Genomic DNA, 24,312 nt, shown 5'->3' with positions numbered 1-24,312 from the left:
GCATGAAGTTACAAACGTTGCTTCAATATTTACATAACTTTACACCACGCGTAACAGAAAATCCAACGATTACATCCATTGAAATGGACTCAAGAGAAGTGCAACAAGGTTCGTTGTTTGTATGCATCAAAGGGTTTACCGTAGACGGTCACGATTTTGCTGAACAAGCCGTAGCGCGCGGAGCGGTGGCGATCATTGCGGAACGACCGCTCACATTGCCTGTGCCGGTCATTTATGTGAACGATAGCCGGCGAGCATTAGCGGTATTAGCCGATGCGTTTTACGATCAGCCGACACATCATCTGCATTTAATCGGTGTAACGGGAACGAACGGAAAAACGTCGACGACGTATTTCATTGAACGCATATGTCGTCACGCGGGAAAAAAAACCGGTCTCATTGGCACAATTCACATGAAAATAGGCGATGAAACGTATGATGTAAACAATACAACACCTGAATCGCTCGTTTTGCAAAAAATGTTTCGTAAAATGGTTGATGCCGATGTGGACGTCGCTGCGATGGAAGTCTCTTCACATGCGCTACATATGGGAAGGGTGCATGGTTGCGATTTTGATGTCGCTGTTTTCACCAATTTGACGCAAGACCATTTAGATTACCATCAAACGATGGACCATTATCGTTGGTCGAAAGGGCTATTGTTTGCACAACTCGGCAACCGTTTTGACCATCAACGGCCAAAATTTGCGATATTAAATGCAGACGATGCGGCTTCCGAAGAGTACAAAAAAAGTACGGCGGCCAATGTTGTTACGTACGGCATTCATCATGAAAGTGACATCATGGCGAAAAACATTGAAATAACAACGAGCGGCACGACGTTTCAGCTCGTTACACCAACCGAAACGGTGGAAGTAAAAACGAAACTCATCGGCATGTTTAACGTGTATAATATATTAGCGGCTGTGAGCGCTTGTCTCGTCTCGAACATTCCGCTTGCGACGATTGTTGAAGCGATCGCTCATATGGAAGGCGTTCCGGGCCGCTTTGAAGTCGTTGACGCTGGCCAGCCGTTTACGGTCATCGTCGATTACGCCCATACGCCAGATAGTTTAGAAAATGTGTTGCAAACGATTCGGCAGTTTGCGAAAAAGCGCGTATTTGTCGTCGTCGGCTGCGGCGGAGATCGCGATCGGACGAAGCGGCCATTGATGGCACAAATCGCCGTCCAATATAGCGATGTGCCGATTTTTACATCCGATAATCCGCGCTCAGAAGACCCGCTCGCCATTTTAAATGATATGAAACAAGGGGTAACAGAAGATGTCGTATGTATCGTAGATCGAAAAGAGGCGATTACATATGCGATTGAACAAGCTGAAGAAGGCGATGTCGTTTTAATTGCAGGAAAAGGACATGAAACGTATCAAATCATTGGCAAAGACGTGTTATATTTCGATGATCGTGTCGTCGCACGCGAAGCTATTCAACGAAGAAAAGAGAAATAGGAGATGAGGAAGGGGCAACGATCATGAACGAGAAAGTCATTTTGTTTACGGCAGGGCTTGCCTTTATCATTACCGTTGTGTTATCGCCCATTTTCATTCCGTTTTTAAGGCGATTAAAATTTGGGCAAAGCATTCGTGAAGAAGGGCCAAAATCACATCAAAAAAAATCAGGGACGCCAACGATGGGCGGACTAATGATTTTACTATCGCTTTCGATCACGACATTTGTCATGAGCGATCTATTTTTTGAACGGACAGCGCAAACGTACTTATTGTTGTTTGTGACGATAGGTTACGGATTGCTCGGCTTTGTTGACGATTTCATTAAAGTCGTTATGAAGCGCAACCTTGGTTTAACGAGCAAACAAAAACTAGCCGGACAATTATTCATTGCGCTCGTCTTTTACTTTTTCTTTCAACACTATAGCATTTCAACGGTCGTTTCGATTCCAGGTACAAACGTTTCGATCGATTTAGGCGCTGCGTATATTTTGCTTATTATTTTTATGCTCGTTGGCGGTTCAAACGCCGTCAATTTAACAGACGGCTTAGACGGCTTGCTTGCGGGAACAGCAGCGATCGCGTTTGGTGCATATGCTGTATTGGCGTGGAACCAAGGGCAGTACGATATCGCCATTTTTAGCGTTGCTGTCGTCGGTGCGGTGCTTGGATTTCTCGTATTTAACGCGCATCCTGCGAAAGTGTTTATGGGCGATACCGGCTCACTTGCGCTTGGCGGAGCCATTGTCACCGTTGCGATTTTAACGAAGCTTGAAATATTGTTAGTCATTATCGGCGGTGTATTTGTTATCGAAACGTTATCTGTTATTATTCAAGTCATTTCGTTTAAAACGACAGGAAAACGCGTCTTTCGTATGAGCCCGCTTCACCATCATTACGAATTAATCGGCTGGTCTGAATGGCGCGTCGTTGTGACGTTTTGGGCGGTTGGCTTACTGTTTGCCATCTTAGGAATTTATATTGAGGTGTGGGTATAATGTATAACGGAAAAAAAGTGTTCGTATTAGGTTTAGCAAAAAGCGGATGGGCAGCGGCAAAACGGCTTCGTGAGCTCGGTGCCGATGTCGTCGTCAATGATCGAAATGAACCGAGTGAACAACAAAAACGGGAGCTAGAAGCGCTTGGCATTCGTCTCGTATGCGGGGGACATCCGCTTGAACTGCTTGATGAGCCGTTTGATTTCGTTGTAAAAAATCCAGGTATTCCGTACACGAACGAGCTTGTACAAAAAGCGATTGACAAACATATCCCGATCATTACGGAAGTGGAAATTGCGTACGAAACGTCAGAAGCGCCGATTATCGGCATTACAGGTTCAAACGGAAAAACGACGACGACGACGCTCATTTTTCATATGTTGCAAGAAGCGAAACGGCGTCCTTTGATCGCCGGAAATATCGGAACGGTCGCGTGCGAAGTCGCGAAACAGGCGACAAAAGATGATGTGATCGTCATGGAATTATCTTCGTTTCAACTGCTTGGGACAATTCGTTTTCGTCCGCACATCGCGGTGTTGCTAAACATTTTCGATGCGCATTTAGACTACCATGGAACGAAAGAAGCGTATGCAGAAGCGAAAGGAAACATCTTTAAAAATCAAACAGAAACCGACTACGCCATCGTCAATGCCGATGATCCAATCGTTATGCAATTGGCGGAGAAAAGCCGCGCGCAAAAAGTGCCGTTTTCCGCTAAAACGCCATTATCATACGGGGCGACAGTGAAAGAAGGAGCCGTTTATTTTCACGACGAGCGCATCATCGATATCGCAGATGTGGCGTTGCGAGGAGCGCATAACATAGAAAATATATTAGCAGCTGTTGCGGCAGCAAAACTAGCAGGTGCAGACAACGACTCGATTCGCCGCGTATTGACGACGTTTACAGGCGTACCACATCGATTGCAATTCGTCGCTGAAATCAACGGGCGAAAATTTTATAACGACTCGAAAGCGACAAACATATTAGCGACACAAAAAGCGTTAAGCGCTTTTCATGAACCGGTCATTTTACTGGCGGGCGGCTTAGATCGCGGCAATGAATTTGATGAGCTATTGCCGTACTTAAACCATGTAAAAGCGGTCATTACGTTCGGACAGACGGCACCGAAAATTGAACGCGTTGCGCGCGAAGCAGGAATACAGCAAGTGAAACGTGTCGATAATGTGGAACAAGCAGCTTTTGCCGCATATGAATGGTCGTCACCGGGCGATGTCGTTTTACTCTCGCCAGCTTGTGCAAGTTGGGATCAATATAAAACTTTCGAACAGCGTGGGGACATGTTTGTACATGCGGTGCATAAGCTTAAATAAGACGAATTTTAAGTAAATTGAGGTGTTCCGCATTGCATGGAAAAAAGTCTGCACCTGATTTTTTGTTAATGATCATCACATTTTCGTTGTTGGCGATCGGGCTCATTATGGTGTATAGCGCAAGCGCCATTTGGGCGGACTACAAGTTTCACGATTCGTTTTTCTTTGCCAAGCGCCAGCTGTTGTTTGCAGGGGTTGGCATTGTAGCGATGTTTTTTTTCATGAACATCGACTATTGGACGTGGCGCACGTGGGCGAAAGTGTTGCTTATCGTTTGTTTCATTCTTCTCGTCCTCGTCTTAATTCCAGGCATCGGCATGGTGCGCAACGGTTCGCGAAGTTGGATCGGCGTCGGCGCGTTTTCCATTCAGCCATCTGAATTTATGAAAATGGCGATGATCGCGTTTTTAGCGAAATATTTATCTGAAAATCAAAAAAAAATCGCGTCGTTTAAACAAGGGTTACTCCCATCATTGACGCTCGTCTTTCTCGCTTTTGGCATGATTATGTTGCAGCCCGATTTAGGAACGGGAACGGTCATGGTCGGCACGTGTGTCGTCATGATTTTTGTCGCTGGCGCGCGCATGAGTCATTTTCTCGTTCTCGGTTTGCTTGGATTGGCAGGGTTTGCTGGTCTCGTGTTATCTGCTCCGTATCGCATCAAGCGCATTACGTCGTTTTTAAACCCGTGGGAAGATCCGTTAGGAAGTGGCTTCCAAATCATTCAATCGCTTTATGCGATCGGGCCGGGCGGGCTATTTGGACTCGGGCTAGGGCAAAGCCGACAAAAGTTTTTTTACTTACCTGAGCCCCAAACGGACTTTATTTTTGCTATTTTGGCGGAAGAACTCGGATTTATCGGCGGTTCGCTCGTTTTGCTTTTGTTTAGTTTATTGCTTTGGCGCGGCATTCGTATCGCTTTAGGGGCACCGGACTTGTACGGCAGTTTTTTAGCTGTCGGCATTATTGCGATGGTTGCGATCCAAGTGATGATTAATATCGGAGTGGTGACCGGATTAATGCCGGTGACAGGCATTACGTTGCCGTTTTTAAGCTATGGCGGATCGTCTTTGACGCTCATGCTTATGGCGATTGGCGTCTTGTTAAACATTAGTCGTTACGCGCGATATTAAAGGCTGACTTCCATGAAGTCAGCTTCTTCTGTTACTTTTGATGAGGGGGGAAAACAATGAAAATTGTAGTTAGTGGTGGCGGAACAGGCGGACATATTTATCCTGCTCTTTCATTCATTCATGAAGTAAAAAAACAACATCCAAACGTTGATGTATTATATATCGGAACGGAAAAAGGATTAGAAAGTACGATCGTTCCAAGAGAAAACATTCCGTTTTATGCGATTGACATTAGCGGATTCAAGCGTAGCTTATCTTTTGAAAACGTCAAAACAATCGCTCGCTTTATCAAAAGTGTACGCACGTGTCAAACACTGTTAAAACAATATAAGCCAGATGTTGTGCTCGGAACGGGCGGATACGTGTGCGGACCTGTCGTGTATGCGGCAGCTAAACTAGGTATCCCAACGATCATCCATGAACAAAATAGCATCCCGGGACTGACGAACAAATTTTTAAGCCGTTATGTTCATAAAGTTGCCATTTGCTTTGAAGAAACAAAACAATATTTTCCGCATGAAAAAGTCGTGTTAACTGGAAACCCGCGCGCTTCAGAAGTCGTAGGAAAAGATGGGCGAGAGGCGAAACGATCGCTCGGATTAGATGAGAAAAAAAAGACGGTGCTTATTGTTGGAGGCAGCCGTGGGGCGCGTCCAATAAACGAAGCATTTTTACAAGTGCTACAACAAGTCGAACAAAAACCGTACCAATTTTTATATGTTACAGGTGACGTTCATTATGATAAAGTAATAAAAGCGGTGAACGATGTCGGCAATCCTTCAAACGTCATCATTCGTCCGTTTATTCATAATATGCCACAAGTATTGGCCGGAGTCGATGTCATCGTCGCGCGCGCGGGCGCAACGACGCTAGCAGAAATTACGGCGCTCGGCATCCCGAGCATTTTAATTCCAAGCCCATATGTGACAAATAATCATCAAGAAAAAAATGCACGGGCGCTTGAAAAGAAAGGGGCAGCGATCGTCCGTTTAGAAAGTGAATTGACAGGTGTGCACTTACTGGAAGATATCGATCGCATTTTGCTAGACGAACAAACGTTGGCAAAGATGAAAGAAGCAGCATTTCAATTAGGCATTCGCGATGCGGCAGAACGTTTATATCGCGTCGTGGTGGAGATGATTTCATAAGTTGCATACGATATAGGAAAGAGGTAGAGGAGGTAGAACATTGGAAAAACTACGTGAAGAGCTGCTTGAAGCAAACGTTGGAACGGTGAAAGAGAACGAACGAATGGCAAATCATACGACAATGAAAATCGGCGGACCAGCTGACTTGTTTGTTGAGCCGAAAAATATAGATCGTTTAAAAAAGACGATGGAAATCGTGAAAAAATATAACGTCCGTTGGCGTGCGATCGGCCGCGGTTCGAACTTGCTCGTGCTAGACGAAGGCATTGAAGGCGTCGTCATTAAACTTGGCGAAGGATTAGACGACTTACAAATAAACGGGACAGAAGTGACGGTTGGCGGTGGCTATTCGCTTATTAAACTGGCGACAGTCATTAGTAAACAAGGATTGTCTGGACTTGAGTTTGCTGGCGGTATTCCGGGCTCGGTTGGCGGAGCGGTATATATGAATGCGGGCGCCCACGGTTCCGATATGTCGCGCATCGTCAAAAAAGCACAAATTTTATTTGAAGACGGGACGATCGAATGGTTGACGAATGAAGAAATGGAATTTTCGTATCGCACATCCGTTTTACAAACAAAGCGTAAAGGCATTTGTGTCGCAGCAACACTTGAAATGAAAAAAGGAAACCGCGACGAAATTGTCGCAGCGATGCAAAAAAATAAAGATTACCGCCGCGAAACACAACCGTGGAACTATCCGTGCGCCGGAAGCATTTTCCGCAATCCGCTCCCTCACTACGCCGGACAGTTAATTGAAAAAGCAGGATTAAAAGGCTATACGATCGGTGGAGCGAAAATTTCAGAACAACATGCGAATTTTATTGTAAATGCAGGCGGAGCGACGGCAAAAGATGTGCTCGAGCTCATCGATTACGTGAAAAAAACCATTTACGATTTATACGGTGTTTCGTTGCAAACAGAAGTTGAAATTGTTGGGCGGAAGTAATACATTTTCCCCATCCTAATTTTTTCTATATTATGCTATAATAAGTTTTGAAACAATGAACTAACGGTTGCTGACGTGCACCGTTAGTTTTCTTGTTATTTTGATTTGGTCCATCGACCGAGGTGGAGTGAATGGAAAAAGGAAAAGTTGTTGTTCTTGAAGAACGTGTACCGAAGTTGAAAGAGCAGCGAAGACAGCGCGCGAATCGCTTACTCATTGTATATATCGCTCTATTTTTTATGCTTTTGTTAGCTGTCATTTATGCCCAGTCGCCGCTTAGCAATGTCGCGGTCATCCACGTGGAAGGGAATCGGCATATCGCTTCTCAAGATGTCATTCAATTAAGCGGTGTGACGAAAAAAACAAGCTTTTGGAAAGTAAAAAAAGACGAAGTCGAACAGCGCATTCAACAACATCCAGAAGTGAAAGAAGTAAGCGTGAAAAAACGAATTCCGAATCGCATTGACATCGTGATCGTCGAACGAAAGCGCATCGCTTACATTTTGGACAAGCATTCGTTCCTGCCGATTTTAGAGAATGGAAAAGTGTTAACGGATGTCAAACGGGCGATTCCGAGCGATGCCCCCATCTTAATTGGATGGAAAGAAGGGGAGGCTATTCAAGACATGGCTGCCCAATTGGCACATACGCCAAGTTCGATTTTAAACCTCATTTCAGAAATTCATTACACCCCAAGCCCATCTGACCGAAGACATATTACCGTCTATATGAATGATGGCATAGAAGTGAGTGCGACGATTGATCGTTTTGCGGAAAAAATCGTTCACTATCCTTCGATTGTCAGCCAGTTGCAACCGGGGATAAAAGGTGTTCTTCATCTAGAGATGAGCACATATTTCAAGCCGTACGAAGCGGATGAAGGGAATGAAAAAGATGAAAATGAACGGTAACCACGTCGTTTTATCGTTCGTTTGCTTAGTTTTAGGCTTTATGTTAGTCCTCTCCTACCAAATGGCAAAAAAAGAAACAGCTAACCGTCAACTAGAACGCCAATGGAATAAAGAGTACGAATACCGCGAGCAGTTAATTGAGCAACAAGAACAAAATCGCAAACTGCAAGCGGAACTATTTAACAAACAACAACGCGTGCGTGAAATTGAAAAAGAGCTAGCAAACGAAGAACAATTGTATTTTAACCTCGTCGAAGATGCAGAACGATTGCGTATGTATCTCGGAAAAGTAAAGGTAAAAGGAAAAGGAGTGGAAGTGACGTTATCCGACGCGTCGTACATCCCTTCTGAAGCGAATGCGACAAACTATATTGTTCATGAGCAACACGTATTTCAAGTTGTAAACGAGCTATGGATTGCAGGGGCATCGGCGGTGGCGATTAACGGGCAGCGACTATCGCATCGTTCGTACATCGTTTGTAACGGTCCGGTCATTGAAATTGATGGGACACAGCATCCCGCTCCGTTTGTCATTCAAGCGATCGGCGATCCGAACGTGCTCATTCCAGCGTTAACGATTGCCGGTGGCGTCAAAGATCAATTGACGAGCGATCATATTGTTGTGGATATTGTAGAAAAGTCAGAAGTGACGATGGAACCGATGATGCAAAAATAAAAGGAGGGGCGCCGTTGACGCGAAAAACGATATGGCATTTTACGTTTGTTTCGCTTATTATCGGCTTTATGTTAGCGGTCCAATTTCAGACGAGCCAAGAGCCTGATGTGCGCGATACACGTGACATATGGGAAATACGACGAGATTTACAAAAAGAACAAGAGTTACATAAACAGCTGTTAAATGAAATTCGAAAATATGAAGAGACGTTAGAAAAATACGAACAGCAACGTTCAGAAAATAAAGGGGCTATTTTGCGCCAAACGGTAGAGGAGTTGAAAAAAGAAGCGGGACTGACAGAAGTTGTCGGTGAAGGGGTCGTGCTTTATATTGAGCAAATGTATGACGAATCATACGTCGGTCCGGTTAGCGATACGATATCCGCAGATTTACTGCGCCGGCTAATTAACGAATTAAATATGTACGGAGCTGAACATATATCGATTGCCGATCAACGCCTTGTTAACACAACGGTCATTCGCGACATTAACGGTGTGACGAAAGTTGATTCGTATCCGCTTCGTTCCTTTCCAATTGAAATAAAAGTGATTACCCCTGATGCTGAAAAAATGTACAACCGACTAAAAGCATCAACCATTGCCGATGACTTTGCGCTTGAAAATTTGCTCCTTACCGTTTCAGAGCCACAACAACGGGTCGTCATCTCTCCATACGATGGTGCGGTGCGTGTGAAACAAATGGAAGCGGTCGAAGAGGCTAGGAGGTGAAAAGGATGTGGCTTCCATTGCTCGGTTTACTGCTCGGCATACTGCTCGGATTGTTGACGGATTGGCGCATTCCGAGCGAATATTCGAGCTACTTATCTATCGCTGTGCTGGCGGCGTTCGATACGCTCATTGGCGGTATTCGTGCCCATTTACAAAATATTTACGATGAGCACGTATTTGTATCTGGATTTTTTTTTAATATTATTTTAGCAACAAGTTTAGCTTTTCTCGGTGTTCATCTTGGTGTAGACTTGTATTTAGCAGCTGTATTTGCGTTCGGTGTGCGCCTGTTTCAAAACATCGCTGTCATCCGCCGAATTTTGCTGACGAAATGGTTAGAAAACCGCCAAAAAAATCGCTTATAAAAAAGGGAATGCTGTTCGAATGTGGAATATAGTGTTGATATACATAGCAACGTTCATTTTGTAAAGGAGGTGCCACCAGAATGAACAGCAACGATTTTTATGTTAGTCTTGACATCGGTACATCTAGTGTAAAAGTGATCATTGGCGAAATGATCAATGATCAGTTAAACATTATCGGTGTCGGCAATGTGAAATCGCAAGGGCTGAAAAAAGGCTCTATTATTGATATAGATGAAACAGTACAATCAATTAAACGAGCGGTTGAACAAGCAGAACGGATGGTCGGCGTAACGATTAAAGGCGCGATTGTCGGAGTGAACGGCAATCATATTCAACTTCAGCCGTGCAACGGGATTGTTGCTGTATCAAGCGAAAATAAAGAAATTACAAATGAAGATGTGACGCGCGTCATTGAAGCGGCACAAGTCGTTTCCATTCCCCCAGAGCGCGAAATTATCGATGTCATTCCGAAACAGTTTATCGTCGATGGGCTTGACGGAATTAACGATCCGCGCGGCATGCTAGGCGTTCGCTTAGAAATGGAAGGCACGATGATTACCGCATCAAAAACGGCTTTACATAACGTGCTTCGTTGTGTAGAACGAGCGGGATTACAAGTGCTTGACGTATGTCTTCAACCGCTGGCGGCAGCGTCGATTGCGTTATCGAAAGATGAGAAAAATTTAGGTGTTGCGCTCGTTGATATCGGTGGCGGTTCGACGACAGTTGCCGTATTTGAACAAGGATTTTTACAGGCGACGACCGTGCTTCCGATCGGTGGCGAACATATTACAAAAGACTTATCGATCGGCATGCGCACGTCGACAGAAGATGCAGAACGCATTAAACTAAAACATGGACATGCGTTTTACGATCTCGCTTCTGATGAAGAAGTATTCAGCGTTCCGATTATCGGCACCGATCAACATCAACAATTTACTCAATTAGAAATTGCCGATATGATTGAGGCACGGGTAGAAGAAATTTTACAAATGGTACAAGCAGAAATTCGGAGACGCGGATTTCGCGACTTGCCTGGCGGATATGTGCTGACTGGTGGCACAGCAAATATGCCGGGCGTATTAGAACTTGCGGAAGCGATATTTAACCATACCGTTCGCGTGGCGATGCCAGATTATATTGGCGTGCGCGATCCGCAATATACAAACGGTGTCGGTTTAATTCAATTCTCTTATAAAAATGCGAAGTTGCAAGGAAGAGACGTCCCTGTTCTTTCTTCCGGAGCGGCAAACGATTTCCAAGCGGAAAAAAAGGTGCATAAAGCGCCAGCGAAACCGAAACAAAAAGAAGAACATTTAGGACAGAAAGTAAAGAAATTTTTCGGATACTTTTTTGAATGACAATTTGAATGGCTAGGAGGATTATGTCATGTTGGAGTTTGACACGACTGTTGATCAGTTAGCGACAATTAAAGTAATCGGTGTCGGCGGCGGCGGAAACAACGCTGTCAACCGCATGATTGAACATGGAGTACAAGGTGTTGAATTTATTGCGGTCAATACAGATGCCCAAGCGTTAAACTTATCCAAAGCGCCAATTAAACTGCAAATTGGAGCGAAATTGACGCGCGGATTAGGTGCGGGGGCAAATCCAGAAGTAGGAAAAAAAGCGGCGGAAGAAAGTAAAGAACAAATTGAAGAAGCGCTTAAAGGGGCCGATATGGTATTCGTTACAGCCGGCATGGGCGGAGGAACAGGAACAGGGGCGGCTCCAGTCATCGCTCAAATTGCGCGCGATTTAGGTGCGCTCACAGTCGGCGTCGTTACGCGGCCGTTTACGTTCGAAGGAAGAAAACGTGCGATGCAGGCGGCAAGCGGTATAGCAGCGATGAAAGAAGCGGTCGATACGCTCATCGTCATTCCGAACGATCGTTTATTAGAAATTGTTGATAAAAATACGCCGATGTTAGAAGCGTTCCGTGAAGCAGACAACGTGCTTCGTCAAGGCGTACAAGGCATCTCCGACTTAATTGCTGTGCCGGGATTAATTAACTTAGACTTCGCTGATGTGAAAACAATTATGTCAAATAAAGGTTCCGCTCTGATGGGAATCGGTGTCGCAACAGGGGAAAATCGCGCGGCAGAAGCTGCGAAAAAGGCGATTTCAAGCCCGCTATTAGAAACGTCGATCGACGGTGCGCAAGGGGTGTTAATGAACATTACGGGCGGCACGAATTTAAGCTTGTACGAAGTGCAAGAAGCAGCCGACATCGTCGCATCCGCTGCCGACCAAGATGTCAATATGATTTTCGGTTCTGTCATTAACGAAAACTTAAAAGACGAAATTATCGTTACTGTCATTGCGACAGGATTTAACGAAGAAGTTAACCAAGCAAAAGCAACGCGACAAGCCGTTGTCAAACCAACGGTTGGCGTCAAGCGCGAGAAAAAAGAAGAGCCAGTCGTCGACTATCCGCCAACGCGCGGTCAACAAGTAGAAGATCCGCTCGACATCCCGGCCTTTTTGCGCAACCGCAATCGTCGCCGTTAAAAAAACGCTCACGACTCGTGGGCGTTTTTTTTATTCATCATTTGACAAAATCTCTAAAGAAATGACGTCATCGTTTGACACACTTTTCTATTGGAAGTGCTATATACTAGTTTCAAGATGTTTCAAGATAAGGAGGGGATGCCGCTGATTTATGCCGATGTCGTATGGTTATTAAATTTTTGTTTCGATGCGATGTTGCTATGGCTTGCAGCGATCATGCTGAAGCGTCGCGTGCGCTTATGGCGACTTATGCTTTCTGCGTTGTTCGGTTCGCTGCTCGTCTTGCTCGTATTCACTCCTTTTGCTTATATGACATCTCATTTCGTAACGAAACTCGTCATCTCTTTTGTCATCGTTTGGATTTGTTTCGGTTTCCATCGCTTTCGTTTTTTTATCGAAAATGTGCTCGCTTTTTACTTTGCAACGTTTATGCTTGGCGGAGGGATGGTCGCCTTTCACTTTTTGCTAGAAAGTGAAATGACGCCTTATTCATCCGGATGGCTCACACATTCGACTTCTATTAGTTGGTTGTTTGTTATCATCATGTTTCCAATTTTATGGCTACTATCAAAAGTGCAAATGGGAACGATTCGGGAAAAAAAGTTGCGGTTTGAACATGTCATTCATGTGCGTGTGACATGTGTTGGACAAACGGTATCGTTAAAAGGATTAGTCGATAGCGGAAATCAATTGCGAGACCCGTTAACAAATACGCCGGTCATGATCGTTGAACTGCAACCGTTCGCACACATCTTCCCTCAAGCTGTTTTACAAATGATTCAACAACGGACGTACACAGATGACATCCCGAGCGAATGGGTGAGCCGAATACGTTTCGTCCCGTATCGTGCCGTTGGCGTCGAGCAACAGCTACTCGTAGCCATCAAGCCAGACGAAGTGCAATGGTCGGACGGAAAACAATGGACATCCGTCAAAAAAGCGCTCATTGGCTTTTCTCCGTCATCGCTGTCAGCGGACGGTGAGTACAACTGCATCGTTCATCCGCATATCGTGATGTCGCAAGCTTCGTAATTATTATGATTATACGGCCGATCGTGCTGAAATAGAAGGAGGTTTTTTATGAAGTTATTCAAATTACGTCTCACATATGTATGGTACAAACTATTAAAAAAATTAGGGCTGAAAGCGGACGAAATTTATTACATCGGTGGAAGTGAAGCGTTGCCGCCACCGCTTACAAAAGAGGAGGAAGAAATGTTGCTTCAAAAACTTCCTTCTGGAGATGAAACCGCGCGCTCGCTACTTATTGAACGAAACCTTCGTCTCGTCGTTTACATTGCACGAAAGTTTGAAAATACCGGCATTAACATTGAAGATTTAATTAGCATCGGTACGATCGGATTAATTAAAGCGGTCAATACGTTTAATCCGGAGAAAAAAATTAAACTCGCTACATATGCGTCGCGCTGTATTGAAAATGAAATTTTAATGTATTTACGGCGCAACAATAAAGTGCGCTCCGAAGTGTCATTTGACGAACCGTTAAACATTGACTGGGACGGCAACGAATTGTTGTTGTCGGACGTGTTAGGGACAGAAGATGACGTCATTACGAAAGATTTAGAAGCAAATATTGATCGTAACTTGTTATTTCGCGCACTCGATCAATTAAGTGACAGAGAAAAACAAATTATGGAACTTCGCTTCGGTTTAACTGGAGGAGAAGAAAAAACGCAAAAAGATGTCGCGGACTTATTAGGCATTTCCCAGTCATACATTTCCCGTTTAGAAAAGCGAATTATTAAACGATTGCGAAAAGAGTTTAACAAAATGATGTAATGCATATTTTTCCCTTCGAAGGAGATACTGAAAGCTGACAGCATCTCCTGCAAGGAGGGAAAGACATGGCAAGAAACAAAGTTGAAATTTGCGGCGTTGATACATCGAAACTTCCCGTGCTGAAAAATGAAGAAATGCGTGAATTATTCCGGCAAATGCAAGCCGGTGACATATCGGCACGCGAAAAATTAATTAATGGGAATTTGCGGCTCGTATTAAGCGTCATTCAGCGATTTAACAATCGTGGTGAATATGTCGACGATTTGTTTCAAGTAGGCTGTATCGGACTTATGAAATCAATTGATAACTTTGATTTAAGCCAAAACGTGAAATTTTCCACGTATGCCGTGCCGATGATTATCGGTGAAATACGCCGATATTTACGTGACAATAATCCGATTCGTGTGTCCCGCTCGCTGCGCGACATTGCGTATAAAGCGCTTCAAGTGCGCGAAAAAATCATGAGCGAAACAGCAAAAGAACCGACGGCAGAAGAAATTGCGAAAATACTAGACGTGCCTCATGAAGATGTTGTATTTGCGTTAGATGCGATTCAAGATCCTGTTTCGCTTTTTGAACCGATCTACAACGACGGCGGCGATCCGATTTATGTGATGGATCAGTTGAGCGACGAGAAAAATCGCGATACAAATTGGATTGAAGAAATTGCGTTGAAAGAAGGGCTTCGCCGTTTAAACGAGCGCGAAAAAATGATTATTCGCAAACGATTTTTTCAAGGAAAAACGCAAATGGAAGTGGCTGAAGAAATCGGCATTTCCCAAGCGCAAGTATCCCGTTTAGAAAAAGCCGCCATTAAACAAATGAATAAAAACATTCAATGGTAAACGACGCCTCCACCAAAAACGGTGGGGGCTTTTTATGTCCGTGACTACAACAACTCGCTCATGCATACATATAAGTACATAAAATGAAAAAGGAGCGGAGAAACATGGTGAAAATTTCTGAATTACAACAAAAAGATGTCGTCAATGTCGCAAACGGCAAGCGGCTTGGAAATATCGGAGACATCGATATTAACTTAACGACCGGTCAAATTGAAGCCATCATTATTATCGGGACGGGAAAAGTGCTCGGTTTATTTGGGCGGGCGGATGAAATGGTCATTCCGTGGCGCGATATTGTGAAAGTGGGCGCTGACGTCATTCTCGTTCGATTAGATAGCGATGAATAATTCACGTTTTCGGCAAGCTGTGATAAAATAGGAAAAAAAGTGATAAAATTGTACAAAGGATGTCGAATCATGAACGATATATTTCGCCAAGCGAGCGAATCGTTGCTTTTATTTGATCAATGGGAACATGTCGTCGTCGCCTTTACAACAAAACGAGGGGGAGTGAGCACCGGACCGTTTGCGACGTTAAACGTCGGCATGCACGTGCAAGATGATCCAACCGTCGTGTATCACAATCGACAAAAAGTAGCGGACGAACTGAACGTTTCGCTCGATCGCTGGGTATGTGCCGACCAAGTGCATGGCGTGCATATAGAAAAAGTGACAAAAGAGCATGCGGGAAAAGGCGTGCGCACGTACGACACCGCTTTGCCGCATACAGACGGGCTGTATACGAGCGAGCGAGACATCATGTTGGCGCTTTGTTTTGCGGATTGTGTTCCGCTTTACTTTTTTGCGCCAAGTAAAAAGCTAATTGGGGCAGCACACGCCGGCTGGAAAGGAACCGTTCACAACATCGCAGGAGAAATGGTGAAGCGATGGAACGAAGAAGGGGTAGATGCGCGCGATATTTACGTTGTCATCGGTCCGTCGATCGGCCGTTGTTGTTACGTCGTCGATGATCGCGTCATTGAATTCGTTCAAAAGGCGCTAGTCAACTCGCCTCAATCTCTTTATAATGAAACAAGTAAGGGACAATATGCGCTCGATTTAAAAGAAATGAATAAACAACTCCTGCAACAAGCAGGTGTTCCGAGCGAGCATATCGCGGTTTCATCGTATTGCACAAGCTGTGAGCAGTCATTATTTTTCTCTCACCGTCGCGACGGCGGAAAAACAGGAAGAATGATGGCGCTTATTGGCTGGAGGTGATCATATGACGGTTAAACAACGTTTACAAACGATTCAACAACATATTGCGGAAGCGTGTGAAAAAACAGGACGAAACGCATCAGACGTTCAAATTGTGGCAGTAACAAAATACGTAAGCATCGCACGGGCAAAAGAGGCGATCGAAGCGGGCATCGTTCATTTAGGGGAAAGCCGTGCCGACGGTTTTTTACACAAATACGAAGCGATCGGAAAAGAAGCAACGTGGCATTTCATCGGCACATTGCAATCGAGAAAAGTGAAACAAATCATTGATGACGTCGATTACATTCATTCGCTTGACCGTCTGTCGTTAGCGGAAGAAATCGACAAGCGAGCGAATCGGACGATCAAATGTTTCGTGCAAGTGAATGTTTCAGGCGAACAGTCAAAACACGGATTAGCGCCAGAAGACGTATTGCCGTTTATTGAAACATTATCTGCTTTTTCACGTATTCAAGTTGTCGGGTTGATGACGATGGCGCCGTATACGGATGATGAAGCGACGATTCGCCGTTGTTTTCGGACGCTACGTGAGCTAAAAGAACGCGTGCAAGAAAAACAACTACCGCACGCCCCTTGTACACAATTGTCAATGGGGATGTCGAACGATTATGTCATTGCGGTAGAAGAAGGAGCAACGTTTCTTCGACTCGGTACATGTCTTGTTGGTGAGGAGGAGGTGGAGTAAAATGGGATTTGTGAAAAAAATTCGCGACTTTTTTGATTTAGATGAAGAAAAATGGGAAGAAGATGAATATGAACAAGAAGAAGTCGCCCAGCAACCGAAAGTAGAACAAAAGCAAAACGTCGTCAGTTTACAAAGCGTGCAAAAATCGTCCAAGCTCGTTTTATTTGAACCGCGCGCTTATGCCGAAGTACAAGAAATTGCCGACCATTTAAAAAATCGGCGTGCCGTTGTTGTCAACGTTCATCGTGTCGATCGTGACCAAGCGCGGCGCATCGTTGACTTTTTAAGCGGAACGGTATATGCGATTGGCGGAGACATTCAACAAGTCGGATCTACGATTTTTTTATGCACGCCAGATAATGTCGATGTAAGCGGCTCGATTTCCGTTGTTTCTGACGATGAACCGACGATAAAGAGGTGGTAAATTTGTATACAATTGCAAACTTTTTAGCAACAGTCATTGAAGTATATTCGTATGCGATTATTATTTACATTTTAATGTCTTGGTTTCCGAATGCGCGCGAAACGAAAGTGGGACAATTTTTCGCCAATATTTGCGAGCCGTATTTAGAGCCGTTTCGCCGCTTTATTCCGCCGATTGGCATGATCGACATTTCTCCGATCGTCGCCTTGCTCGTTTTACGCTTTGCGACGGCAGGAGTTTATGGATTAGTAGATATGGTCAGTCGAGGGTTGTAATGGACATTTATCAACATTTTCGAAAGGAAGAGCATCATTTTATTGATCTCGTTTGCGAATGGAAGCGGCTCGTGACGGAACAATATGCTCCGAAACTCACAGATTTTTTAACTCCGCGTGAACAACAAATTGTCCGCTCGATTGTCGGCAATCACGATGAAGTGCACGTTGCTTTTTTTGGCGGTTCATCGTCTGTAGAGCGAAAGCGTGCACTACTATACCCGCCGTACTTGCAACCGAATGAAGATGATTTTCAATTATCGTTGTTTTCCGTTCGCTACCCGAAAAAGTTTGTGACGCTCGGGCATCGCGATGTGCTCGGTGCTCTGTTGTCGCTCGGTGTAAAGCGTGAAAAGTTTGGGGATATCGTCATCGTTGAAGGTGTCATTCAGTTTGTCATCGCCAAAGAAATTGCACCGTTTGTAAAAATGAACGTCACTTCGATCGGAAAAGCAAAAGTATCGTTAGAAGAACAACTGCTCTCTGAACTTCTTGATGTGAAAGAAGAATGGGAGGAAGAGACGTTGACCGTTTCGTCTTTGCGGCTGGACGCCATTTTAGCGCAATGTTTCCGCATATCGCGCCAAAAAGCACAAGCGCTTATTGAACAAAGCTTCGCGAAAGTCAATTGGAAAACGGTTGACCAAGCCCATATGGAATGCCGAGAAGGCGATTTATTGTCGCTGCGCGGGTACGGTCGTTGCCGACTACAAGCGATTGCTGGTCAAACAAAAAAAGAAAAATGGCGCATCGTTGTCGAAAAAGCAAAATAAAAGCAGGATTTTCGCAAAACATGTCGAATGACACATACGTACATAAGATGGAGGTGGGCCACATGCCGTTAACGCCGTTAGATATTCATAATAAAGAATTTAGCCGAGGCTTTCGCGGATATGATGAAGATGAAGTAAACGAGTTTTTAGATCAAGTCATTAAAGACTACGAAATGATTTTGCGTGAAAAAAAACAGCTTGAAGAAAAAGTGCGAGAGCTGACAGAAAGGCTCAACTATTTTACAAATATTGAAGAAACGTTAAATAAATCGATTTTAATCGCGCAAGAAACGGCGGAAGAAGTGAAGCGAAACGCCCAAAAAGAAGCGAAGCTCATCATTAAAGAAGCGGAGAAAAACGCGGATCGCATCATTAGCGAAGCGCTTGCAAAAACGCGAAAAATTGCGATGGAAGTGGAAGAATTAAAGCGTCAAGCGAAAGTGTTCCGCAATCGTTTTAAAATGTTAATTGAAGCACAGCTTGATATGCTAAACAACGGTGACTGGGATCATTTATTAGATTATAAGCTCGATGATGAAGAAATACAAGAAATAGCAGAGTCTTGACGAGCGGCGTTGTTATTGCCTATAATATCGATTACAGTTATATAAGAAAAACGATGAAGGGGACAGTAGTTCTTTCAACAGCTTATTTCAGCGAGTCGAGGGCGGTGGAAGCTCGGCATAAGCGAAGGAATGAAAATCACCCCGGAGTTCCGTGCCGAATGAGTAGTAGGACGCGGCGCGTCATTCCCGTTACGAATGTCGAGTGGACTATGGAAACATAGTCAATAAGGGTGGTACCGCGAGACCTTCTCGTCCCTTTTGGGCATGAGAAGGTTTTTTTATTTACATAAAAGGAGGTTTTCACATCATGGATTACAAAGATACGTTACTGATGCCAAAGACTGATTTCCCGATGCGTGGCAATCTTCCGCAACGCGAACCGCAAATACAAGCAAAATGGGAAGAGATGGACATTTACCGTAAAGTGCAAGAGCGCACGAAAGATCGTCCGTTGTTTGTGCTACATGACGGACCGCCGTATGCAAACGGTGACATTCATATGGGTCATGCGCTCAATAAAATTTTAAAAGATTTCATCGTTCGCTATAAATCGATGAGCGGCTATTGTGCACCGTACGTGCCGGGGTGGGATACGCACGGGCTGCCAATCGAAACGGCGCTTACGAAAAATAAAGGCGTCAATCGAAAAGAAATGAGCGTTGCTGAATTTCGGAAATTATGTGAGCAATATGCATATGAGCAAATTGACCGTCAGCGCGAGCAATTTAAACGACTTGGCGTGCGCGGCGACTGGGACAATCCTTACATTACGTTAACGCCAGAATACGAGGCACAACAAATTAAAGTGTTTGGCGAAATGGCGAAAAAAGGGTTAATTTACAAAGGGTTAAAACCGGTATATTGGTCTCCATCAAGCGAATCAGCGCTTGCGGAAGCAGAAATTGAGTATAAAGATAAACGGTCGCCGTCTATTTACGTTGCTTTTCCTGTCAAAGACGGAAAAGGTGTGCTAAATGGTGATGAACATATCGTCATTTGGACGACGACGCCATGGACGATTCCTGCGAACTTAGGCATTGCTGTTCATCCAGAGCTACAATATAGCGTCGTTGAAGCAGACGGTCGTAAATATGTTGTCGCATTCGAGTTGCTTTCATCGGTGCAAAAAGAAATTGGTTGGGAACATGTGACGGTATTAAAAACAGTCAAAGGAAGCGAGCTTGAGTACGTCGTGGCGAAACATCCGTTTTACGACCGCGATTCGCTCGTTATTTGTGGTGAACACGTCACAACGGACGCTGGAACAGGTTGCGTCCATACGGCCCCAGGACACGGGGAAGACGACTTTATTGTCGGCCAAAAATACGGCTTAGGTGTGCTTTGTCCAGTTGACGAGCGCGGCTATATGACAGAAGAAGCGCCAGGGTTTGCCGGCATGTTTTACGATGATGCGAACAAAGCGATTACGGAAAAACTACAAGAAGTCGGCGCCCTGTTAAAACTATCGTTTATTACTCACTCATATCCGCACGATTGGCGGACGAAGCAACCAACGATTTTCCGAGCGACTGCGCAATGGTTTGCATCCATCGATAAAATTCGCGAGCAACTGTTGCAAGCGGTTGAAGAAACGAAATGGGTGCCAGCATGGGGTGAAATTCGCATTCACAACATGATTCGCGATCGCGGTGACTGGTGCATTTCCCGCCAACGCGCATGGGGTGTGCCGATCCCTGTCTTTTATGCGGAAAATGGCGAGCCAATTATTACAGACGAAACGATTGAACATGTATCGAACTTATTCCGCCAATACGGTTCTAACGTTTGGTTTGAACGTGAAGCAAAAGATTTACTTCCAGAAGGGTTTACGCATCCAGGTAGCCCGAACGGACGCTTTACGAAAGAAACGGACATTATGGACGTATGGTTTGACTCCGGTTCTTCTCATCAAGCGGTGTTGGAAGAACGCGCGGATTTACAACGTCCAGCCGACCTTTACTTAGAAGGTTCCGACCAATATCGCGGTTGGTTTAACTCGTCGCTTTCTACAGCGGTTGCCGTGACGGGAAAAGCGCCGTATAAAGGCGTTTTAAGCCACGGATTCGTATTAGATGGCGAAGGACGGAAAATGAGCAAATCGCTCGGCAACGTCGTCGTGCCGGCAAAAGTGATGGAACAGCTCGGTGCGGACATTTTGCGCCTTTGGGTTGCTTCTGTCGATTATCAAGCAGACGTGCGCATTTCTGATAACATTTTAAAACAAGTCGCTGAAGTGTATCGAAAAATTCGCAATACGTTCCGCTTTATGCTCGGTAACTTATTCGATTTCAATCCGGCAGAACGCGTGGCGATCAATGAATTGCGCGAAGTCGATCGCTATATGCTCATTAAACTGAATCGTTTAATTGAAAAAGTAAAACAAGCGTATGAAACGTATGAGTTTGCGACCATTTACCATGAAGTGAACAACTTCTGTACCGTTGATTTAAGCGCGTTTTACTTCGACTTCTCGAAAGACGTATTGTACATTGAAGCGGCAAATAGCCATGAGCGTCGCTCCATTCAAACGGTGTTGTACGAAACGCTTGTTGCGTTAACGAAACTTGTTGCGCCAATTTTACCGCATACAGCAGATGAAGTATGGTCATACATTCCGTACGTAAAAGAAGAAAGTGTGCAACTTGTCGATATGCCAGAAGCGGTGCGTATGGATGATGAAGATCGCATCGTTAAAAAATGGGATGCATTTATGGAGTTGCGCGACGAAGTGTTAAAAGCGTTAGAAGTGGCGCGCAATGAAAAACTAATCGGTAAGTCGCTCACTGCGCACGTCATTTTATATCCGACAGACGAAACGAAAGCGCTCATCGATTCGATTGAAGAAGATATGAAACAACTATTAATCGTTTCAGCATTTTCGATCGGTGGAACGTTTGCGGACGCACCAAGCGAGGCGCAAACATTTACAAAAACAGCGATCGTCGTCAAACAAGCAGAAGGAAAAACGTGTGCGCGTTGCTGGGTTGTGACACCAACGGTCGGCGAAGATGCCAACCACCCAGAGCTATGTCCACGTTGTGCGGCAATTGTCAAGCAATAACCGACATCCCCCCTCTCTTTTAAGGGGGGATTGTTTATGATAAAATGAAAAAGAATTTCGCTTTGGAGGGGTATGATGTTATATTATTTGCTTGCTTTTGTCGTCATTATCATCGATCAATGGACGAAATGGCTCGTCGTTCGCTATATGGAATTAGGTGAAAGCATTCGTGTCATCGAAAACGTGTTGTACATTACGTCTCATCGCAATCGCGGAGCGGCATGGGGCATGTTGCAAGGGCAATTTTGGTTATTTTATCTCATTACGATTGTTGTCGTCATTGGGATTATCGTATATATTCAGCGCTTGAAGCCGACAGAGCGGTTATTTGGGATCTCTCTAGGGCTCATGCTTGGCGGGGCGATCGGCAACTTTATTGATCGCGTGTTTCGAAAAGAAGTCGTCGATTTTGTACATACGTATATTTTCGATTACAGCTTTCCGATTTTTAACGTCGCCGATGCCGCATTAACGGTTGGTGTGACGCTTTTGTTTATCCAAACATGGTTGGAAGAAAAAAAAACGAAAGGGAATGAGCGATGGAGCAAATTCAACTAACGATTGAAGAACAACATGATGGGGAACGCATTGATAAAATTATCGCTGGCTTAAATGAACAATGGTCGCGTTCTCAAGTGCAACAATGGCTAAAAGAAGGACACGTGCTCGTCAACGGGAAAGCGGTAAAGCCGAACTACAAATGCCACGTCGATGATGAAGTCGTCATTTCCATTCCAAACCCTGAGCCGTTAGATGTCGAGCCTGAGTCGATTCCGCTCGACATTTATTACGAAGATGCTGATGTATTAGTCGTCAACAAGCCGCGTGGCATGGTCGTTCATCCAGCGCCAGGTCATATGCGCGGAACGCTCGTCAATGCGTTACTTGCTTATTGTCAAGATCTTTCAGGAATTAACGGCGTATTGCGTCCGGGCATCGTTCATCGCATCGATAAAGATACGTCCGGCTTATTAATGGTTGCTAAAAACGATCTCGCCCACGAATCGCTCGTCAATCAGCTTGTTAATAAAACAGTGACGCGGAAATATCATGCGATCGTTCATGGCGTCATCCCTCACGATTACGGAACGATCGATGCGCCCATTGGACGCGACTCGCGCGACCGACAAAGCATGGCGGTTGTTGAAAACGGGAAAGAAGCGGTGACGCATTTTCGCGTCCTTGAACGGTTTGAACATTATACGTACGTCGAATGTCAGCTCGAAACAGGGCGAACGCATCAAATTCGCGTTCATATGAAATATATCGGCTACCCGCTTGCCGGAGATCCGAAATACGGTCCGCGCAAAACGTTGCCGATTGACGGACAAGCGCTTCATGCGGGCGTATTAGGATTCCATCACCCGCGGACAGGCGAATATTTGCAGTTTGAAGCCCCGCTTCCTCATGAATTTGAACGATTGCTCGATATGTTGCGAAATAATCGTTGACAAAACAAAAAAAGAAACGTAAAATGAGTTCAAGTGAACAAGACCTTTAAATTCAGTCCCGTGAGGCTGAGAAGGTGTCGGATTTAGTAGGTGACGTATGCCTACATGTACCCTCTCGCCAAACGGTGAGAGGGTTTTTTGTGATCAAGAAAGTATAAAATTTTCAGTTTGCAGAGCTGTCTAGCTCCAAGCGCCATCGGCTCGAGTTGCTCCGCCCCACACTGTGGCGGCGACACATTGAGACGCTTCAGTGATGTTACCCACGCAGAACCAAGCGACCGCTTGGTTCGAGCTCTCCTCGGTGGGGCTTGTGCACTCTTCGCCGATAGGCGGGCGCTTTGTGCTTTTCTGATATGGAGGTGAGACGATGCAAAAGGCAGTTGTCCTTGATGAACAAGCGATTCGACGCGCGTTAACGCGCATTGCTCACGAAATTATTGAGCGCAATAAAGGCATTGATGGCTGCGTGCTCGTCGGCATTAAAACGCGCGGCATTTACTTAGCGAAACGATTAGCCGAACGCATTGAACAAATTGAAGGAACATCCATTCCGGTCGGTGAGTTAGATATTACGTTATACCGTGACGATTTAACGGTAAAAACAGAAGATCGTGAACCGCTTGTGAAAGGAACGGACGTCCCGTTTTCCGTTACAAATCAAAAAGTCATTTTAGTCGATGATGTGTTATTTACAGGACGAACGGTGCGCGCAGCGATGGATGCCGTCATGGATCTCGGTCGCCCAGCGCAAATTCAACTAGCTGTTCTCGTTGACCGCGGTCATCGCGAACTACCGATTCGCGCCGATTTCGTCGGCAAAAACATTCCGACATCTAGCGCAGAAATGATCGTCGTCGAATTAAAAGAAGTGGATGACATCGATCAAGTGAGCATACATGAATAAAGCACCCTTTTTAAAGGCAGTCCAGCGAGGCTGACAAAGGGGATTCGTTTCCTATACCCTCTTTGTGCCTTCGTACGGACAAA

General features: G+C 44.9%; 26 protein-coding genes and 1 other annotated feature. All 26 genes read left to right on the top strand.

Translation table 11 applies throughout. The features are described from left to right. Nucleotides 1-2 precede the first annotated feature (2 nt). On the top strand, nucleotides 3-1,469 hold the full coding sequence (locus ES017_RS00935) for a UDP-N-acetylmuramoyl-L-alanyl-D-glutamate--2,6-diaminopimelate ligase (protein ID WP_171334757.1): 1,467 nt from the start codon (nucleotides 3-5) through the stop codon (nucleotides 1,467-1,469). A gap of 23 nt (nucleotides 1,470-1,492) precedes the next feature. Then, nucleotides 1,493-2,467: a phospho-N-acetylmuramoyl-pentapeptide-transferase gene (gene mraY / locus ES017_RS00930; RefSeq protein WP_009373526.1), complete on the top strand. Its 975-nt coding sequence runs from the start codon at nucleotides 1,493-1,495 to the stop codon at nucleotides 2,465-2,467. After that, nucleotides 2,467-3,801, top strand: coding sequence for a UDP-N-acetylmuramoyl-L-alanine--D-glutamate ligase (murD, locus tag ES017_RS00925; RefSeq protein ID WP_171334614.1), 1,335 nt, complete (start codon nucleotides 2,467-2,469; stop codon nucleotides 3,799-3,801). Before mraY ends, murD begins: the two co-directional genes overlap by 1 nt. 32 nt (nucleotides 3,802-3,833) lie before the next feature. Then, complete coding sequence (spoVE, locus tag ES017_RS00920; RefSeq protein WP_009373528.1) at nucleotides 3,834-4,934, top strand: stage V sporulation protein E; 1,101 nt, start codon at nucleotides 3,834-3,836, stop codon at nucleotides 4,932-4,934. A gap of 56 nt (nucleotides 4,935-4,990) precedes the next feature. Beyond that, on the top strand, nucleotides 4,991-6,082 hold the full coding sequence (gene murG, locus ES017_RS00915) for an undecaprenyldiphospho-muramoylpentapeptide beta-N-acetylglucosaminyltransferase (RefSeq protein ID WP_171334613.1): 1,092 nt from the start codon (nucleotides 4,991-4,993) through the stop codon (nucleotides 6,080-6,082). Nucleotides 6,083-6,122: 40 nt separating this feature from the next. Beyond that, entirely contained in the window at nucleotides 6,123-7,031 is a 909-nt protein-coding gene (gene murB, locus ES017_RS00910; protein WP_042533800.1) for a UDP-N-acetylmuramate dehydrogenase, read from the top strand. Between the two features lie 131 nt (nucleotides 7,032-7,162). Beyond that, nucleotides 7,163-7,942 carry a cell division protein FtsQ/DivIB gene (locus ES017_RS00905; RefSeq protein WP_042533802.1) on the top strand — a complete coding sequence of 260 codons (780 nt, stop codon included), beginning with the start codon at nucleotides 7,163-7,165 and terminating at the stop codon, nucleotides 7,940-7,942. Continuing rightward, nucleotides 7,926-8,618 (top strand): DUF881 domain-containing protein, encoded by a 693-nt coding sequence (locus tag ES017_RS00900; protein WP_021094876.1) that lies wholly within the window; start codon nucleotides 7,926-7,928, stop codon nucleotides 8,616-8,618. Before ES017_RS00905 ends, ES017_RS00900 begins: the two co-directional genes overlap by 17 nt. Before the next feature lie 68 nt (nucleotides 8,619-8,686). After that, a complete protein-coding gene (locus ES017_RS00895; protein ID WP_042534023.1) occupies nucleotides 8,687-9,346 on the top strand; it encodes a DUF881 domain-containing protein in 660 nt (219 codons plus the stop codon). A gap of 5 nt (nucleotides 9,347-9,351) precedes the next feature. Next, a complete protein-coding gene (locus ES017_RS00890; protein ID WP_021094878.1) occupies nucleotides 9,352-9,711 on the top strand; it encodes a small basic family protein in 360 nt (119 codons plus the stop codon). Between the two features lie 80 nt (nucleotides 9,712-9,791). Continuing rightward, nucleotides 9,792-11,072 (top strand): cell division protein FtsA, encoded by a 1,281-nt coding sequence (gene ftsA / locus ES017_RS00885; RefSeq protein ID WP_021094879.1) that lies wholly within the window; start codon nucleotides 9,792-9,794, stop codon nucleotides 11,070-11,072. Nucleotides 11,073-11,100: 28 nt separating this feature from the next. Further along, a complete protein-coding gene (gene ftsZ / locus ES017_RS00880) occupies nucleotides 11,101-12,222 on the top strand; it encodes a cell division protein FtsZ (protein ID WP_021094880.1) in 1,122 nt (373 codons plus the stop codon). A 138-nt stretch (nucleotides 12,223-12,360) separates the two neighbouring features. After that, nucleotides 12,361-13,254, top strand: a complete 894-nt coding sequence (gene spoIIGA, locus ES017_RS00875) for a sigma-E processing peptidase SpoIIGA (RefSeq protein ID WP_042533805.1) — start codon at nucleotides 12,361-12,363, stop codon at nucleotides 13,252-13,254. 48 nt (nucleotides 13,255-13,302) lie between these two features. Then, complete coding sequence (gene sigE, locus ES017_RS00870) at nucleotides 13,303-14,022, top strand: RNA polymerase sporulation sigma factor SigE (protein WP_009373545.1); 720 nt, start codon at nucleotides 13,303-13,305, stop codon at nucleotides 14,020-14,022. Between the two features lie 65 nt (nucleotides 14,023-14,087). Beyond that, the gene (gene sigG, locus ES017_RS00865) at nucleotides 14,088-14,867 is read left to right on the top strand and encodes an RNA polymerase sporulation sigma factor SigG (protein ID WP_021094882.1); all 780 of its coding nucleotides are present in this window, start codon (nucleotides 14,088-14,090) and stop codon (nucleotides 14,865-14,867) included. Between the two features lie 104 nt (nucleotides 14,868-14,971). Further along, nucleotides 14,972-15,214, top strand: coding sequence for a YlmC/YmxH family sporulation protein (locus ES017_RS00860; protein ID WP_021094883.1), 243 nt, complete (start codon nucleotides 14,972-14,974; stop codon nucleotides 15,212-15,214). A 69-nt stretch (nucleotides 15,215-15,283) separates the two neighbouring features. Then, nucleotides 15,284-16,087 (top strand): peptidoglycan editing factor PgeF, encoded by an 804-nt coding sequence (gene pgeF / locus ES017_RS00855; protein WP_171334612.1) that lies wholly within the window; start codon nucleotides 15,284-15,286, stop codon nucleotides 16,085-16,087. A 4-nt stretch (nucleotides 16,088-16,091) separates the two neighbouring features. Further along, complete coding sequence (locus tag ES017_RS00850; RefSeq protein ID WP_021094885.1) at nucleotides 16,092-16,775, top strand: YggS family pyridoxal phosphate-dependent enzyme; 684 nt, start codon at nucleotides 16,092-16,094, stop codon at nucleotides 16,773-16,775. 1 nt (nucleotide 16,776) lies between these two features. After that, on the top strand, nucleotides 16,777-17,199 hold the full coding sequence (locus ES017_RS00845; protein WP_021094886.1) for a cell division protein SepF: 423 nt from the start codon (nucleotides 16,777-16,779) through the stop codon (nucleotides 17,197-17,199). A gap of 2 nt (nucleotides 17,200-17,201) precedes the next feature. After that, nucleotides 17,202-17,474 carry a YggT family protein gene (locus ES017_RS00840; RefSeq protein ID WP_026011805.1) on the top strand — a complete coding sequence of 91 codons (273 nt, stop codon included), beginning with the start codon at nucleotides 17,202-17,204 and terminating at the stop codon, nucleotides 17,472-17,474. Next, nucleotides 17,474-18,247, top strand: a complete 774-nt coding sequence (locus ES017_RS00835; RefSeq protein ID WP_042533807.1) for a YlmH family RNA-binding protein — start codon at nucleotides 17,474-17,476, stop codon at nucleotides 18,245-18,247. The genes ES017_RS00840 and ES017_RS00835 overlap by 1 nt, the downstream gene beginning before the upstream one ends. 62 nt (nucleotides 18,248-18,309) lie before the next feature. Then, entirely contained in the window at nucleotides 18,310-18,813 is a 504-nt protein-coding gene (locus ES017_RS00830) for a DivIVA domain-containing protein (protein ID WP_009373553.1), read from the top strand. A 44-nt stretch (nucleotides 18,814-18,857) separates the two neighbouring features. After that, nucleotides 18,858-19,073, top strand: a binding site (T-box leader). A 47-nt stretch (nucleotides 19,074-19,120) separates the two neighbouring features. After that, a complete protein-coding gene (ileS, locus tag ES017_RS00825) occupies nucleotides 19,121-21,874 on the top strand; it encodes an isoleucine--tRNA ligase (RefSeq protein ID WP_171334611.1) in 2,754 nt (917 codons plus the stop codon). Nucleotides 21,875-21,949: 75 nt separating this feature from the next. After that, nucleotides 21,950-22,432: a signal peptidase II gene (lspA, locus tag ES017_RS00820; protein WP_171334756.1), complete on the top strand. Its 483-nt coding sequence runs from the start codon at nucleotides 21,950-21,952 to the stop codon at nucleotides 22,430-22,432. Beyond that, nucleotides 22,414-23,325: an RluA family pseudouridine synthase gene (locus ES017_RS00815; RefSeq protein WP_171334610.1), complete on the top strand. Its 912-nt coding sequence runs from the start codon at nucleotides 22,414-22,416 to the stop codon at nucleotides 23,323-23,325. The genes lspA and ES017_RS00815 overlap by 19 nt, the downstream gene beginning before the upstream one ends. 367 nt (nucleotides 23,326-23,692) lie before the next feature. Then, complete coding sequence (pyrR, locus tag ES017_RS00810) at nucleotides 23,693-24,229, top strand: bifunctional pyr operon transcriptional regulator/uracil phosphoribosyltransferase PyrR (protein ID WP_021094892.1); 537 nt, start codon at nucleotides 23,693-23,695, stop codon at nucleotides 24,227-24,229. The last annotated feature ends 83 nt before the right edge of the window (nucleotides 24,230-24,312 follow it).

This window comes from Anoxybacillus sp. EFIL (assembly GCF_013096955.1).
Taxonomy (GTDB): Bacteria; Bacillota; Bacilli; order Bacillales; family Anoxybacillaceae; genus Anoxybacillus; species Anoxybacillus ayderensis.
Note: the sequence above shows the minus strand (reverse complement) of the source record. Positions and strands in the feature narration are given on the sequence as shown.